Annotated in this window: 11 protein-coding genes and 2 pseudogenes; 7 read left to right on the plus strand and 6 right to left on the minus strand. The window is 67.3% G+C overall.

Going from position 1 to position 16182, the window contains the following annotated elements; all coding sequences use genetic code 11:
* Nucleotides 1-41 precede the first annotated feature (41 nt).
* Nucleotides 42-287: a type I restriction enzyme endonuclease domain-containing protein gene (locus JX552_RS32240; protein ID WP_241011122.1), complete on the plus strand. Its 246-nt coding sequence runs from the start codon at nucleotides 42-44 to the stop codon at nucleotides 285-287.
* Nucleotides 288-487: 200 nt separating this feature from the next.
* Here JX552_RS32240 and JX552_RS11210 read toward each other — a convergent pair whose 3' ends face one another.
* Nucleotides 488-3112 (minus strand): PE family protein, encoded by a 2625-nt coding sequence (locus JX552_RS11210; protein ID WP_205877489.1) that lies wholly within the window; start codon nucleotides 3110-3112, stop codon nucleotides 488-490.
* A 525-nt stretch (nucleotides 3113-3637) separates the two neighbouring features.
* On the opposite strand from JX552_RS11210, the pseudogene JX552_RS11215 reads away from it, so the two are divergent.
* Nucleotides 3638-4677: pseudogene (locus JX552_RS11215) on the plus strand (IS630 family transposase); the annotation flags it as partial.
* A pseudogene (locus JX552_RS32245) lies at nucleotides 4676-5056 on the plus strand (type I restriction enzyme endonuclease domain-containing protein); the annotation flags it as partial. The pseudogenes JX552_RS11215 and JX552_RS32245, both read left to right, overlap by 2 nt.
* 65 nt (nucleotides 5057-5121) lie before the next feature.
* Here JX552_RS32245 and JX552_RS11220 read toward each other — a convergent pair.
* Entirely contained in the window at nucleotides 5122-5514 is a 393-nt protein-coding gene (locus JX552_RS11220) for a hypothetical protein (protein ID WP_205877490.1), read from the minus strand.
* Between the two features lie 465 nt (nucleotides 5515-5979).
* Here JX552_RS11220 and thyX point away from each other — a divergent pair, with 465 nt between their 5' ends.
* From thyX to JX552_RS11235, 3 genes are read left to right on the plus strand one after another with little or no spacing between them, the layout of a single operon-like run.
* Nucleotides 5980-6732, plus strand: a complete 753-nt coding sequence (gene thyX, locus JX552_RS11225; RefSeq protein WP_205877491.1) for an FAD-dependent thymidylate synthase — start codon at nucleotides 5980-5982, stop codon at nucleotides 6730-6732.
* A 51-nt stretch (nucleotides 6733-6783) separates the two neighbouring features.
* Complete coding sequence (gene dapA / locus JX552_RS11230) at nucleotides 6784-7686, plus strand: 4-hydroxy-tetrahydrodipicolinate synthase (RefSeq protein WP_205877492.1); 903 nt, start codon at nucleotides 6784-6786, stop codon at nucleotides 7684-7686.
* A gap of 7 nt (nucleotides 7687-7693) precedes the next feature.
* Nucleotides 7694-9370: a ribonuclease J gene (locus JX552_RS11235; RefSeq protein ID WP_205878372.1), complete on the plus strand. Its 1677-nt coding sequence runs from the start codon at nucleotides 7694-7696 to the stop codon at nucleotides 9368-9370.
* 88 nt (nucleotides 9371-9458) lie between these two features.
* Here the strand turns inward: JX552_RS11235 and JX552_RS11240 are convergent, their stop codons facing one another.
* The 4 genes from JX552_RS11240 to JX552_RS11255 form a co-directional block, all read right to left on the minus strand.
* Nucleotides 9459-10331, minus strand: coding sequence for an SAM-dependent methyltransferase (locus JX552_RS11240; protein ID WP_205877493.1), 873 nt, complete (start codon nucleotides 10329-10331; stop codon nucleotides 9459-9461).
* Nucleotides 10332-10334: 3 nt separating this feature from the next.
* Nucleotides 10335-11156, minus strand: a complete 822-nt coding sequence (locus JX552_RS11245) for a mycofactocin-coupled SDR family oxidoreductase (RefSeq protein ID WP_205878373.1) — start codon at nucleotides 11154-11156, stop codon at nucleotides 10335-10337.
* On the minus strand, nucleotides 11153-11467 hold the full coding sequence (locus tag JX552_RS11250) for a putative quinol monooxygenase (RefSeq protein WP_205877494.1): 315 nt from the start codon (nucleotides 11465-11467) through the stop codon (nucleotides 11153-11155). The genes JX552_RS11245 and JX552_RS11250 overlap by 4 nt, the downstream gene beginning before the upstream one ends.
* A gap of 82 nt (nucleotides 11468-11549) precedes the next feature.
* Entirely contained in the window at nucleotides 11550-13508 is a 1959-nt protein-coding gene (locus tag JX552_RS11255; RefSeq protein WP_205877495.1) for a SpoIIE family protein phosphatase, read from the minus strand.
* A 118-nt stretch (nucleotides 13509-13626) separates the two neighbouring features.
* On the opposite strand from JX552_RS11255, the gene JX552_RS11260 reads away from it, so the two are divergent.
* A complete protein-coding gene (locus JX552_RS11260) occupies nucleotides 13627-16179 on the plus strand; it encodes a DNA translocase FtsK (RefSeq protein ID WP_205877496.1) in 2553 nt (850 codons plus the stop codon).
* The last annotated feature ends 3 nt before the right edge of the window (nucleotides 16180-16182 follow it).

Genomic DNA, 16182 nt, shown 5'->3' on the forward strand with positions numbered 1-16182 from the left:
CCGGAATTCGAAACCAAGGCGCCAAGAAGTTCACGGCGCCGCTGTCGCATGACGAGCTCGCATTCCACGACGCTGTCGCAGAGAACGAGTCGGCAGCGGAGCTGCCGGGCGAGGATGTGCTGGCGCAGATAGCCCGAGAACCAGTAGCAGTGATGCGGCGTGACAACAAGACCGACTGGACCTCACGGGACGATGTAGGCGCGCGAAAATGTGGTCGTCGATCGAGCGACTGCCAGTCAGGTACAGGTACCTGCCGGACAGCAACCGGCGGCGATCAAACTGAGTAATTGAACACATGGAGGCTTTGGCGCCCCGGGTGTGTGATGGGCGAATAGGTATCGCAACGCCGGCGATTGCGCTTTGGCTGAGACCCGAACGGACGGCGCAGCACATCGCGATAAGGCAGCGCTCGGCCATCACGTCGACGATGCAATCCGCGGCATCGCCGGACCCATGGTGATCTTCGCGCCGCTCAGTGCACATCCAGCTACGGCGATCCGTTTCTCCCCGGCGTGCCGCCCAACGAGCCGGCGCTCCCGCCTTTGCCGCCGCTCCCACCGTTGACACCGTTGCCGCCGTTGCCACCGTTGCCGTATACGGACGGGGCGGAAATGCCGTTGCTGACTATTTTGGCGCTGCCGCCGTTGCCGCCCTTGGCGGCGCCGACGCCGCTACCCGCGTCACCGCCGTTGCCACCCGAGCCGATGATGCCCCCTCCGTCGGCGCCGGCACCGCCGTCGCCTCCGGTACCGGTGGGAGCCGCGCCGCCGTGCCCGCCGGCCCCGCCAAAGCCGACCCCAGCCCCAGACGCAGAGCCGCCGTTGCCGCCGTTGCCGCCGGTACCACCGGCGCCGGTTGCGGCCCCACCGTCCCCGCCGGCGCCACCGCTGTACAAACCCCAGATCGTGCTGACTGCGCCACCGTTGCCACCAGCCCCGCCGGTGCCGCCGACCCCGCTGGCTGAGCCACCGTCTCCGCCCGTTCCACCGTGAAACAGGCCGAAACCAAAGAGATTTACACTAAATGGCAAACCGGCACCGCCGCCGGCCCCACCGGTTCCGGTGGTAGCCGCGCCACCCATACCGCCGTCGCCGGCCCACGCTACATCGATTGCGGCGATGCCGTAGGAAACGCCGTCGCCGCCGAAACCGCCGCCGCCACCGCTAGTACCGGCACCGCCGTGCCCGCCGGCGCCGCCGATGCCGATGGCGGTCAACAAGGGGCTATAGGCGACGCCGACGCCGCCATTGCCCCCACCTCCGCCGAATCCTGTGGAGGCGGCGCCGCCATTGCCGCCGGCGCCGGCCACTGCGAGGAACAGACTCGATGCATCGCCACCGCCGCCGCCACCACCGCCGAACCCGCTGGTGCCTGGGCCGCCGTAGGCTCCGGCCCCGCCGAAGGCTGCGAGAGCGCCGGAGGCGCTGCCGCCGTTACCGCCCTGGCCGCCATTGACCCCGGCGCCAGTGCCGGCGTGCCCAGCGTTACCGCCCAACGCAATGAGCAGACTCTCTGCGTTGCCGCCGTTGCCGCCGAATCCGCCGGTACCCAGGCCACCAGCGCCTCCGGCCCCGCCAAAGGCGGCGAGAGCGCCGGAGGCGCTGCCGCCGCTAGCTCCGTTGCCACTGTTGATCGTGACTCCGGAGCCGGCGTCGCCACCGTTCGCGCCCGCACCGATGAACCCGAAGCCGCCACCGCCGGCGCCGCCGCCGCCCCCGCTACCAGCCGGAGCCGCGCCGCCGTGCCCGCCGATGCCGCCAATACCGGCCAGAAGCCCCACGCCATCGTCGCCGGCGCCGCCAACGCCACCGTTGCCGAGAACCGATGCGCCGCCACCTCCGCCCGCACCGCCGACGCCCACGCCGACGGTCGCGAAGCCGTAGCCACCATTGCCGCCCGCCCCGCCAGTGCCGCCAGGCCCGGTGGCGGCCCCACCGACTCCGCCGGCACCGGCATGGGCTACGGCTAATCCGAACAGGTCGAAGGCAAAAGCGGTGCCACCAGCACCGCCGGCTCCGGCGGTTCCGGTGGTCGCTGTGCCACCATCGCCGCCGGCCCCGCCGAGCTGCACGAAGAATCCAACGAGGCCGTCGTAGGCGGCGATGCCGCCAGCCCCGCCGGCGCCCCCACTAACACCGGCGCCGCCGGCCCCGCCTACCCCGCCTATGCCCATGTTGATCCCGATGTAGCTGGCGGAGACAGCGCCGCCGCCGGCGCCGCCGGCGCCGCCGGTTCCCGTGGATGCGTCGCCTCCGTGCCCACCGGCCCCGCCGAGGCCAAAGAGCAGGCCATCTGCGACAGCGCCGGCACCGCCGACTCCCCCGATTCCACTGGTGGCGGCGCCGCCGGCCCCGCCCGCCCCGCCGATGGCCACGAGCCGTCCGCCGCCGCCGCCGGCCCCGCCGGCCCCGCCATTCCCGGTTCCGATTGCAACCCCGCCAGGGCCGCCGTTGCCGCCGAAGCCGAAGAACAGCGCGTTGCCACCCGTTCCGCCGGCCCCGCCGCCGGCCCCGCCGGCCCCTCCAATACCGCCATTGCCCCACAGCCACCCACCAGTACCGCCCTTGCCGCCCGATGCACCGGTACCTCCGGCCCCCCCAGCTCCGCCGCTGCCGAACAGTCCGGCGGACCCACCGGCACCCCCTGCCTGCCCGGGGGCGCCGGAGCCGCCATTGCCGCCATTACCCAGCAGATACCCCCCAGGGCCACCTGGCTCCCCGGTTCCCGGGGCACCGTTGGCGCCGTTTCCGATCAGCGGGCGGCCCGAGGCGGTGATGGGCGCATTGGTGACATTCAGCAGGACCTGGTTGAGGATCTGCAATGGCGAGAGATTTGCTGCCTCAGCGACCGCATACGCGGTGCCGGCCTCCCTCAGCAGCTGCTCGAACTGGCTATGGAAGGCTGCCACCTGAGCGCTCACCGCTTGATACTCCCGGGCTTGGCCGGAAAATACCGCCGCAACTGCTTTCGACACCTCATCAGCAGCGGCGGCCAGCAGCCCATTTGTCGGGATCGCGGCCGCCGCGTTGGCCGCGGTCAGTGCCGAGCCCACATCGGCAAGGTCCGCTGCCGCCAGCGCCACCATGTCCGGTACTGCAATGACAAAAGACATCTATCGCTCCTAGGCTGTGCGTCCCGACCGCAATCCCTACCGGCGGGGATCGTAGCGCTTGCGAGAGCGCTGGAGGGTGGTGTTGATCGGATTTCGTCCTCGTTGTGCACGGCGCTGAACGAACCGCGGGCCTGGCGAGTCGGAGTCGAAGTCGATGCTTGTGTGGTTGTACTGCAACGTTTCCGGAGGGACGCGTGCGGGTTGGTGCAAGTTCGGCTGTGAGTCGGTCAGGTTGCCCGACCGCGCGTACCGATAGCCGGCAGGCAGGGTTCGGCGGGTTGCGCGCCGAATGTCGCCGAGGTGGTGGCCGTGTTTGCCGTATCGGGGCTCCGGTGTTCACCGTTTCGGTTGCCGGGCACGACATTGCCTGCGCCCGAGCCGTTTCGGGTGCTGACGATCGCGTTGTACGTTCTCTCGACAGGTATTCGTGGCCGAGTTCTCCTGGACCGGGATTGTCGGACATCAACTAGTGTCGTGCGTCAATAATCAGTCACGGTGGGGAATGATGGTGTGCCGTGATCTGCGCTGGTGATCAGTTCCGAAGATCGTGCGACGTTGGAGTCCTGGACGCGGTCCTCGGCTGCGCCTGCTGGATATGTCGAGCGGGCCCATATCGTTCTGGCAGTCGCCGATGCTGCGGGGACCTCCGCGCGGCTCGCCTAGTTGGGGTGTCGCGTCCTACGGTGATCAAGTGGCGGGATCGGTTCGCCGCCAACGGGATCAGTGGCCTCGATGATGGGGAGCGCAGTGGGTGACCCGAGACCGTCGATCACGCCGCGATCCTCGCCGCCACGTTGGACCCGCCACCGGAGTCGTTGGCGGTCACACACTGGTCGAGTCGCCTGCTGGTTCGCCACCTCAACATCGGGGATGCCACGGTAGCCAGGGTGTGGCGGCGCTAAGGGGTCAAGCCGTGGCGCCGTGAGACGCTCAAGTTCTCCACCGACCCCGAGTTGGCAGCCGAGGTGCGCGACGCCATTGCGCTGTATCTGAATCCGCCGGCCGGCGATTGTGTTGGGTGTGGACGAAAGGTCCCCGATTCAGGCAGCACCGGACCCAGCCGATTCTGCCGCTGCGTCCCGGACTGCCGGAGAACGCGACCCATGACTACCGGCGCAAGCACCGCGACGTTGTTCGCCGCCCTCGGGATCGCGACCGGAAAAACCACCGACCGCTGCTATGAGCGTCACGGCAGGACCGAATTCGTCGACTTCCTCAAGACCGTCGCTCGGGCCTAGCCCCGCCGCAAACTGCAGGTGGTCTGCGACAACTATCATGCCCACAAACAGGACGACATCAACGCGTGGCTGGTCAAGAATCCGCGCGTGACACTGCATTTCACCCCGACGTCGGGTTCCTGGCCGAGTTCTGGCCGAGGTGTTCTTCTCGATCATCACCCGCCAGGCGATCCGGCGCGGTTCCTTCACCGGCGTCAAAGAACTCATAAGGGCCATCAGCGCATTCATTGACGGCTGGAACCAACGCTGCCACTCGTTCACGTGGACCAAGACCGCCGACGAAATCCTGGGACCCGCGCCCGTAAACAATCTTCAGCCGCGGGACACCCCGGAATTCGAAATCGGGCCCAACGAGTCGGAAAACCCACACCTGGCCGTCGAGGCGCTACGCGCGCTGCTCAGCAAAGGGATGGGCGCAGCGACCAAGAACAATCTGGTGCGTCAGCGCGGCTTTTCTGAGCGGGTTTCGGAGTTGATGCGCAAGTACACCAATCAGCAGCTCACCTCGGCCGAGGTGATCGCCGAACTCATCGCGATGGCCAAAGAGGTTGCTGCCGAGGGTGATCGAGGCAGTAAGTGCACGCCGCCGCTGTCGCAGGACCAGCTCGCGTTCTACGACGCTGTCGCAGACAACGAATCGGCAATTGAGCTGCAGGGCGAGGAGGTGCTGGCGCAGATGGCCCGGGAACTGGTGGCAGTGATGCAATTCAGCAATTCCGTGTCGGTGTGAAAGTCGGTTCTTCGTGGGTCATCCGAGGGCAGCGACTCGATTCAAGGTTTCTCGATATGGTTATGCTCCCAAATGCGTCGATCGACATCTTGCAATCCAGCGGTCGCTTGCTGACGAGTTATCGGCGGTTGAGGGGAAGGCGTGGGGTCCTGTTTCCAAGTCCAGTCCACGATAAGACATTTCGGTTTCGAGGTCCGAGTGCCTTCTTTGAATGTGGGGCAGCCTAGTGTATCGGCGTCGCAGTTCATTCGGTTGGAGACCTGCAGTTCGGCGGCCCACCATTCCGGTGCGGCGTTTCTGATCTGCCGGGTAAACCCGAGAGTGGCCTCCTGGTACTTTTCCGCGGCCGCATCGCTCATTGCGGCTGGACAAGTCCATGACACCGATAAGTCGTTGTTCACCAGAAAAACTTGACGTTCTACGTTGTCGATCATGGCTCGCACATTCGTCAGTTTGGGCATCACGGACTCGGTCAAGCCTTGCTAAGCTCTGTCCGCCGTCCTTGTGATTGCATCGGCACCTCGAATGATTTCCTTACGATCCTCCTAGGCCAGGACGACTGCAGCCTCAGCGGTCTGTCCCGTCCAGGGTTGTCCACCCGGGCGTTCCACCGTACGTACGTAAACGTCGGCAGATTCTTTCAATTCGGTTGCGGTTGTCCTCCACCAGTCGATCGCCGTAAGCACGACTTCCGTTCGCGCCGAATCGATCTTGCTTCGGTTCACCATCGCCGCTCAAAACCCGGCTCGCCGTTGGTCATACCTGCACCTGCGCCGGCGTTGGCGGCTCCTGACTGCTCCACCCGGAAATTGCGGCCGCAGGGTCCGATCGTGCGACGACGTTGCCAGCGGGGCGGCACCGCCGCGCGTCTCGCTCGCCAACCGGTTAAGGTGTGCCCCGTGGCCGAGACTGCGCCGCTACGCGTGCAACTGATCGCCAAGACCGACTTCCTGGCGCCCCCGGATGTGCCCTGGAGCACCGACGCCGAGGGGGGTTCCGCGCTGGTCGAGTTCGCCGGCCGGGCCTGCTACCAGAGCTGGTCCAAGCCCAATCCGCGCACCGCGACCAACGCCGGCTACATCGGGCACATCATCGACGTCGGGCATTTCTCCGTGCTCGAGCACGCCAGCGTGTCGTTCTACATCACCGGCATCTCTCGGTCGTGCACACACGAGCTCATTCGGCACCGCCATTTCTCCTACTCGCAGCTCTCACAGCGCTACGTGCCGGAGCACGATTCCCAGGTGGTACTGCCACCGGGAATGGAGGACGACACCGAGCTGCGCGAGATCCTGACCGCCGCCGCGGATGCCAGCCGCGCCACCTACATCGAGCTGCTGGGCAAGCTGGAAGCGAAGTTCGCCGAGCAACCCAACGCCGTCCTCCGTCGCAAGCAGGCCCGCCAGGCGGCCCGCGCGGTGCTGCCCAATGCCACCGAAACCCGCATCGTCGTCACCGGAAACTACCGGGCGTGGCGGCACTTCATCGCCATGCGGGCCAGCGAACACGCCGACATCGAAATCCGGCGGCTGGCCATCGCCTGCCTGCGCCAGCTCGTCGACGTCGCCCCCGCGGTGTTCGCCGACTTCGAAGTGTCGACGTTGGCCGACGGCAGCGAGGTGGCGACCAGCCCGCTGGCTACGGAGGCCTGAGCTGCGCGGCGGTGCTGGAAGGCTTGCCGCAGCCAGGTAACCTTGGGAACCGTGAGCACCGTCGGATTCGATGCCCCAGCGCGGCTGGGCACCCTCCTGACCGCGATGGTGACACCCTTTGACGCCGACGGCGCCGTGGACGGCGCGGCCGCGGCCCGGGTGGCCACCCATCTGGTGGACCAGGGGTGCGACGGTCTGGTGGTCTCGGGAACCACCGGGGAGTCGCCGACCACCAGCGACGACGAGAAGCGCGAGCTGCTTCGGGTCGTCCTCGAGGCGGTGGGGGACCGGGCGCGGATCATCGCCGGCGCCGGCACCTACGACACCGCGCACAGCATCAAGTTGGCCAAGACCGCCGCCGCCGAGGGTGCCCATGGACTGCTGGTCGTGACCCCGTACTACTCGCGGCCGCCGCAACGCGGGCTGGTGGCGCACTTCACCGCGGTCGCCGATGCGACCGAACTGCCCGTGCTGCTCTACGACATCCCGCCACGGTCGGTGGTGCCGATCGAATTCGACACCCTGCGCGCGCTGGCGGCACATCCCAACATCGTCGGGGTCAAGGACGCGAAAGCCGATTTGCACGGCGCGGGGCAGATCATTGCCGAAACCGGTCTGGCCTACTACTCCGGCGACGACGCACTGAACCTGCCCTGGCTCGCCATGGGCGCCACCGGGTTCATCAGCGTGATCTCCCACCTGGCGGCGGGGCAGCTGCGCGAGCTGTTGTCCGCTTTCAATTCCGGCGATGTGGCGACCGCCCGCAAGATCAACCACTCGGTGGGGCCACTGTGCAACGCGATGAGCCGCCTGGGTGGGGTCACGTTGTCCAAGGCCGGTCTGCGGCTGCAGGGCATCGACGCGGGCGACCCGCGGTTGCCGCAGGTTCCGGCCACACCGGAGCAACTCGACGCACTGGCCGCCGACATGCGCGCGGCCTCCGTTCTTCGGTGATGTGACGTTGAACGAGGAGCTCGCCCCGCCCGGTCCGCTGACCGCGGGCGGGCTGCGGGTCACCGCGCTCGGCGGGATCAGCGAAATCGGCCGCAACATGACGGTTTTCGAGCATCTGGGCCGGCTGCTGATCATCGACTGCGGCGTGATGTTTCCCACCCACGACGAACCCGGTGTCGACCTGATTTTGCCCGATCTGCGTCATATCGAGGACCGGTTGGACGACATCGAGGCGCTGGTGCTCACCCACGCCCACGAGGACCACATCGGCGCGATCCCGTTCCTGTTGCGGTTGCGGCCCGACATCCCGGTCGTCGGCTCCAAATTCACCCTCGCCCTGGTCGCCGCCAAGTGCCGGGAGCACCGGATCAAGCCGGTGTTCGTCGAGGTCAAGGAGGGCCAGAGCAGTCGGCACGGGGTATTCGAGTGCGAGTATTTCGCTGTCAACCACTCCATCCCTGACGCGTTGGCCATCGCCGTCTACACCGGCGCCGGCACCGTCCTGCACACCGGCGACATCAAACTCGACCAGTTGCCGCTCGACGGCCGTCCCACCGACCTGCCCGGCATGTCGCGGCTGGGCGACGCCGGTGTGGATCTGTTTCTGTGTGACTCCACCAACGCCGAGCACCCCGGGGTCGGTCCGTCGGAGAGCGAAATCGGCCCGACCCTGCATCGGTTGATCCGTGGCGCCGATGGGCGGGTCATCGTGGCCTGCTTCGCCTCCAATGTCGACCGCGTACAGCAGATCATCGACGCCGCAGTCGCGTTGGGCCGGCGGGTGTCCTTCGTCGGGCGGTCGATGGTGCGCAACATGGGCATCGCCCGAGAATTGGGCTTCCTGCGGGTGGCCGATTCGGACCTGATCGACATCGCGGCGGCCGAGGAGATGCCGGCCGACCGAGTTGTATTGGTCACCACCGGGACTCAGGGCGAACCGATGGCGGCGTTGTCTAGGATGTCACGTGGCGAGCACCGCAGCATCACGCTGACCGCCGGTGACCTCATCGTGCTGTCGTCGTCGCTGATCCCGGGCAACGAGGAGGCGGTCTACGGCGTCATCGACGCACTGGCCAAGATCGGAGCCCGGGTCGTCACCAACGCCCAAGCGCGGGTGCATGTTTCGGGACACGCTTACGCCGGTGAGTTGCTCTTCCTGTACAACGGGGTGCGGCCGCGCCACGTGATGCCGGTGCACGGTACCTGGCGGCACCTGCGGGCCAACGCGAAGCTGGCCGCCAGCACCGGCGTGCCGGAAGAGTCGATCCTGGTGGCGGAGAACGGCGTCAGCGTCGATTTGGTCGCCGGCAAGGCCAGCATCGCCGGCGCGGTGCCGGTCGGCAAGATGTTCGTCGACGGGTTGATCACCGGCGACGTCGGCGAAATCACCCTGGGCGAGCGGCTCATCCTGTCCTCGGGCTTCGTCGCGGTGACCGTGGTGGTGCAACGGGGTACCGGTAAGCCGGTGGTGACGCCGCACCTGCATTCCCGCGGCTTCTCGGAGGACCCGAAGGCACTGGAACCCGTGGTGCGCAAGGTCGAGGCGGAACTGGAACAGTTGGCCGCCAACAATGTCACCGATCCGATCCGGATCGCCCAGGGCGTGCGTCGCACCGTCGGCAAATGGGTGGGCGAGACCTATCGGCGCCAACCGATGATCGTGCCGACTGTTCTCGAGGTCTGAACCCCTCCGCCAGGGTGAACCACCTCACGACGCGACACGCCGTTGCGGCGGTGGGTATTTCACACTCGGCGGCAACACGGTCCACTCGCTAGATCTTCTCGGCGTACGCCGACCATTCGATCTGCGACGCAGGAAGGGTGCGGCCGGTTGGCTTGACGTAACGCTCGACGAGTTCGTCGGGACCCACCTGCTCCACCAGCCGCCACCCGTACTCTTCGAGGAAGACCGATACCTCTTCGGGGGCAATGCCGAAGTGCCACAACTGACGTCGCTTGCGCACCGAGCGGTACAACGTGGGGGAGCCGTACCTGTCGGTGCCATCGATGAAATCGCGCCGGACGTAGCTGAACGCCATGCGGCTGCCGGTTGCCGTCGGTCGCAGCCCCTCCAGCGTGGCACGCACTGCGTCCTCGGTGAGGTACTGCGTGACACCTTCCCAGATGAAGAACACCCGGTAATCGGTGCGGTATCCGTGCTCGGCCAGCGCGGTCAACAGGTCGTCGCGCTCGAAGTCCACCGCCACCAGACGAACCGAGAGCGGAAGCTCGCCCAGCACTCTGCGCACCGTCCTGGCCTTGCGGGCGATGTTGACCGGTAGGTCCACCTCGAAGACTGGTCTGCGGATCTGGCGGGTCAATCGGTAGGCGCGGGTGTCCAGGCCCGCGCCCAGAATCACCATCGCGTCGATGTCGTCAAGGGCTGCGGCGAGCTTGTCGCCGATAAAGCGTTTGCGGCAAACCAGATTCGCCCACAAGCCCGGCCCAGTTCGCTCGGACGCGGCGATGAACGCCCGCCGAAAAATTGCCGGGGCAGTGGCGTGGACCAGCCAGCGCAGCGGCGCCGGCAGGAAAAGCTCGGCGAGGTCGTCGTCCACCAGTCGGCGCGCCGGCGGTTCGTGCTGCTCGATCGCGGACAGCAGCATCGGTCCGAAGGCGGTGCGGGCAGCGGAATTCCGGGCCATGGGCTACCGCTTGTTCACCGAGCCCGCGTCGACCGGCAGCGTGACGCCGGTGATGTAGCGGGCCTGATCGGACACCAGCCACGCCACGGCGTTGGCGATGTCCTCGGCTTGCAGGATCTGCACCGGCAGCGCGTTGCTCATGCCGGGCGCCCGGCCGGACTTGCCGACCAGATCGGCCAGCCACCGGCGGATGAACTCGTTGTTGATCATTGGCGTGTCGACGCCCGAAGGATGTACCGAGTTCACCCGGATATTATGCGGTGCAAGCAAATTGGCGTAGAGGCGCATCAGCCCGACCAGCCCGTGCTTGGCGGCGGTGTAGCCGATCGATCCGGCGTCGGCACTGCCGACTCCGGCCAGCCCCGCAGCCGAACTGATCAGCACGATCGAACCGCCCTCACCCTGCTCGATCATGGTCGGCGTCGCGACGTCGACCGTGTGGTAGGCGCCGGTGAGGTTGACGTCGATGACGTCGCCCCAGGCGTCGGCCGACTGCATGGGGGCGATGCCGGCGTTGGCGATCACGATGTCCAGCCGGCCGAATTCGTCGAGGCCGGCCTGCAAAGCGGTCGACAGCGAATCGCGGTCCCGGACATCGCCCTGCCGGGCCACGATCCGCCCGCCGGCGTCGTGCACGAGTTTGACCGTCTGCGCCAGGTCTTCAGCGGTGCCCAGCGGGTACGGGACGCTGTCGATCCGTCCGCACAGGTCGACGGCAATCACATTCGCGCCGTCGGCGGCCAGCCGTACGGCATAGGCGCGCCCTTGACCACGCGCGGCACCGGTGATGAAGACCGTCTTGCCTTCCAGCGGCCGGGTCATCAGGCGCGGATTTGCCCTTTATCGGCGTCGCCGGCGGGAACCGGGGCCAGCATCTTGATGTCGGGCGCCCCGGCCAGATGCTCGCCGACGGCGCCGAACATCTTGCCGACCGCCGGCGCGGTGCTGTGGGTCTTGAGCGCCTCTTCGTCGGCCCATTGCTCAACGAAGACAAAAGTCTCGCCGGACTGGTGCAGCGAATACAGCTGGCAGCCGGGCTCGCCGTGCACCTCTTCGACGGCAGTGGTGAGGATGTCGCGCACGGTGTCCACCGATTCGGGCTTCACGGTCAGCGTGGCGACGACGACTACGGGCATGCTGGGGCCTCCTGGCAACTCTGACGGGCGGGATTTGAGCACTGTGGGTCACCCTACTCACACCCCGGTTTGAGCTGTCGCCTCACTGCTGATCAGTGGTGCGGCCCAGTCCCACCAGATCGAGCACCACCGCCGCCGGACTGCCCGAGGCCGCCACCAGTGTGAGCGGCTGCTGATGGGCAGCCAGCTGGTCGCGGATCATATACAGCGCCCGCACGCCTCTGCTCGTCAGCAGCGTGACGTCGTCCAAGAGCACGGTCAGGCCGACGGTGCCGCCCTGTGCGGCGTCCGAGAGGTCAGCGGTGAACTGGTCGGCAGTCAGGGCATCCACCGCCCCCGTCACCGTGAGAGTGGCTCGGCCGGGTTCGTCGTAGCACTCGGCGCGGTAGGAGTGCGCCGCGACCGGCAACGAGCTGCTTCCGGGACTGGTGGAAGCAACCAGTGCAGGACGAGAAACCTTGTGCCGCAATGTCACGACGGTACCCTTGCCGGTCGGCCGGGGGACGCCGTCATGATCAATCGTGACCTTATCGAGAAGCCGTTCCATCATTGCCAGGCCGCGTCCGTGGCCGATCTCACCGATTCCAGGAGTCCGCCACTGCCCGTCGTCGCCGATGCTCACTTCGGCCACCCCGGCGGGCTGCAGCTTTCCCGTCATGCGCAACGGTCCGGGTGCGCAGTCGGCATACGCGTGCAGAGCGACGTTGGCGATCGCTTCGTTGACGGCCAGCTCTACCGCGAGCGTGGCCTCGTCGCTGATGTCGATGTCGGCCAGCCACCCGCGGATCCCGTGGATCGCTTCGGTGACGCCCTTGTCGTCTGCGATCGTCGACACGCTCAGCTCGGGTGGGGGTGCGGCGACGAGTTGTACCGCGAGCGTCGTCACATCGTCGTCATACCCAGTGCGAGTGAGCAATTCGACGGTCAACTGACACGCGCGAGCCGCCGGTGAACTCGCCGCGCCGGTGGGCAACACCCGGTTGGCGACCGCATCGGCCGCAACTTGCGCCACCTCGGCGTAGCCTTCGGCCATGGTTCTGCCGGGACGCTCGATGAGTCCGTCGGAGTACAGCAGGACCACGTCGCCGGCAACCAGCGGTCTGTGCATGACACCGTGGTGATGTCCGACTCCCAGTGGAGCACTTCCACTTTGGTGCAGGAACCGAGTGGTGCCGTCGGCGCAGACCACGACCGGCGGTGGGTGCCCGCACAGGCAGTACTCCATATCCGCTGTGCGTGGATCGATGACGACGATGCCTACCGTGGCAGCCCGCAACGGTCGCTTCTGCGCCGCGAACGCGTCGACCCGCGCGATGGCCGAACCCAGGTCCCCGGCCGTCGTCAGCGCGAGCTCCAGTGCCGCCCGCAGCTGTCCCATCGCCGCCGACGCTGCCACCCCGTGCCCGACCACGTCGCCGACCACGAGTGCCATTCGGCCATCGTCGAGGGGTAGCGCGTCAAACCAGTCACCGCCGGCTGTCTGGTCGCGCGAGGCGGTGAGGTAGCGGGCGGCGATGTCGAGATGCGGGACCACCGGAAGCTCGACCGGCAACAGGGCCCGCTGCAGTTCCGCGACCACATCACGGGTCGCCTCGTAGCGGCGTTGGGCTTCCGCCGCCCGCCGCCCCTCGACTTCGCGCTGCATCACCTGTTCGGTGACGTCGTTTGCGTAGGCGAGCACCCACTGCGGGTTGTCGGGATGTGGGGTGACGACGAAGCTCAGCCATCGCTCCTCGACGCGGTTGGACGCCGGATGCTCCCAGTGCACGCGCCACTCCTGGCCGACCTCCGTCCGGCCGCTGGAATACACCCGTTCGATCACCGGGTTCATCAGCTGACCGTCGAGTTCCGGGAACACCTCGGAAACGGTGCGGCCGATCACGTCATCCCTGCCGGCAACGTAGCGGAACGCGGCGTTCGCGGCGACCAGACGCAATTCGGGGCCCTGCCAGCAACACGCCATCACGTCCATCGCGTCGAACACCGATCGGACTACGGTCGCCTCGCCGATCCGGCCGTCGAGGTGCTCACCTTTCGACACCCCACCACAATGCATGCTCCGGGCCCGTGAAGTAACAAGATGACCACGCGCCGATTGACCGACCGTTACCAGTGTGGCGGGTGGTGCGGATGTTGTTGATGCGACTACGCTTGCGGGCATGGCCAGTAAGACCACAGCCCGCTCCGGAACACGAACGAGCAGGCCAGGGGCCACTTCGCGGACCGGTGCCGCAGGTGGGCGATCGAGCGCGTCGCCCCGCGCGCCCAAGAAGCGTCCGAGCAAGCCCGTCAAGCGGGTGAGCCGGTCTGCCAAACGGCGCAATCAGTCGCTGCTGGTGTTGACTGGACGTGCCTGCGGTCGGGCGGCGCGGGCCGGCTGGATGATGGCCGCCAGAGGGACCGGGAGTGCCGCGCGGTCGATCGGCCAGGCCCGCCACATCGAACCCGGACACCGCCGCGACGGAATCGCGTTGGCATTGCTGGGTGTGGCCGTGATCGTCGCTGCCAGTTCATGGTTCGACGCCGCCCGGCCGGTGGGAGCGTGGGTGGACGCGGGCTTGCGGATGTTCGTCGGCGCGGCGGTCGTCCTGCTTCCCTTGGTGGCCGCCGCCGCGGCGATAGTGCTGATGCGCACCGAGCCCAACCCCGACGCGAGGCCACGGCTGATCCTCGGCTCCAGCTTGATCGCGCTGTCGTTTCTGGGCCTGCGCCATCTGTGGGCCGGTTCGCCCGAGGATCCCGAATTGCGCAAGCGGGCAGCGGGTTTCATCGGCTTCGCGATCGGTGGGCCCCTCTCGGACGGCTTGACCGCGTGGATCGCGGCGCCGCTGCTGTTCATCTGCGCGCTGTTCGGCGTGTTGCTGCTGGCCGGCATCACCATCCGGGAGGTGCCGGACGCGCTGCGAAACATGTTCGGCACCAGACTGTTTGAACGGGAGTACGAAGACGACGAGTACGAGGACTTCGCCGGTGACGACGCGGACACCGTCGAAGTAGCCCCGGCCGAGGATTTCTCGGACGGCTACTTCGACGAGGCCCCGCTGCGTCCCGAGGACGAACCGAAGCCCTGGCCGTCGGCGTCGGAAGCCGCCGAGCCCATTGCCGATGAGACACCGACCATTCCGGAGCCCAAGACCCGCCGCAGGGCGGCCACCAAAGCCGACAAGGTTGAGAAGCACGACACCCAGGTGCTGGACCGGGTCGTCGAGGGGCCCTACACGCTGCCGTCGCTCGACCTGCTTGTGGCCGGCGATCCGCCCAAGAAGCGAAGCGCGGCGAACACGCACATGGCGGGTGCCATCGGCGAAGTGCTGACCCAGTTCAAGGTCGACGCCGCGGTCACCGGTTGCACCCGCGGCCCCACGGTCACCCGCTACGAGGTCGAGCTGGGGCCAGGCGTCAAGGTGGAGAAGATCACCGCGCTGCAGAAGAACATCGCCTACGCGGTGGCCACCGAAAGCGTGCGGATGCTGGCCCCGATCCCCGGAAAGTCCGCCGTCGGCATCGAGGTGCCCAACACCGACCGGGAGATGGTGCGACTGGCCGACGTGCTCACCGCGCCGTCGACCCGTCGGGACCATCACCCGCTGGTGATCGGGCTGGGCAAGGACATTGAGGGCGACTTCATCTCGGCCAACCTGGCCAAGATGCCGCACCTGCTGGTGGCCGGCTCCACCGGCTCGGGCAAGTCGAGCTTCGTCAACTCGATGCTGGTGTCGCTGTTGACCAGGGCCACTCCGGAAGAGGTCAGGATGATCCTGATCGACCCCAAGATGGTGGAACTGACGCCGTATGAAGGCATTCCGCACCTGATCACCCCGATCATCACCCAGCCGAAGAAGGCGGCGGCAGCGCTGACCTGGCTTGTCGAGGAGATGGAACAGCGCTACCAGGACATGCAGGCCTCGCGGGTGCGCCATATCGACGACTTCAATGCCAAGGTGCGCTCCGGTGAGATCACCGCCCCACTGGGCAGCCAGCGGGTGTACCGGCCCTACCCGTACGTCCTGGCGATCGTGGACGAACTTGCCGACCTGATGATGACGGCGCCTCGTGACGTCGAGGACGCCATCGTGCGGATCACCCAGAAGGCGCGCGCGGCCGGTATCCATCTGGTGCTGGCCACCCAGCGCCCGTCGGTCGACGTGGTGACCGGCCTGATCAAGACCAACGTGCCGTCCCGGTTGGCGTTTGCGACGTCATCGCTGACCGACAGCCGCGTCATCCTTGACCAGGCCGGGGCGGAGAAGCTGATCGGCATGGGAGACGGTCTGTTCCTGCCGATGGGTGCGAGCAAGCCGATCCGGCTGCAGGGTGCCTACATCACCGACGAGGAGATCCAGGCCGTCGTCGCCGCCTGTAAGGACCAGGCGGAGCCGGAGTACACCGAAGGCGTCACCGCCGCCAAGCCCAACGGTGAGCGCACCGACGTCGACCCCGATATCGGCGACGACATGGACGTGCTGCTGCAGGCCGTCGAATTGGTGGTGTCCAGCCAGTTCGGTTCGACCTCGATGCTGCAGCGCAAGCTGCGTGTCGGCTTTGCCAAGGCCGGCCGGTTGATGGACCTGATGGAGACCCGGGGCATTGTCGGGCCCAGCGAGGGCTCCAAGGCTCGCGAGGTGTTGATCAAGCCCGAGGAACTGGCCGGGACGCTGGCGTTGATCCGGGGCGGCAGTGGTGCCGACGGCGGCGAGGCGGACGAGAATTAGACC

The organism is Mycobacterium gordonae, from assembly GCF_017086405.1.
GTDB classification, from domain to species: Bacteria; Actinomycetota; Actinomycetes; order Mycobacteriales; family Mycobacteriaceae; genus Mycobacterium; species Mycobacterium gordonae_D.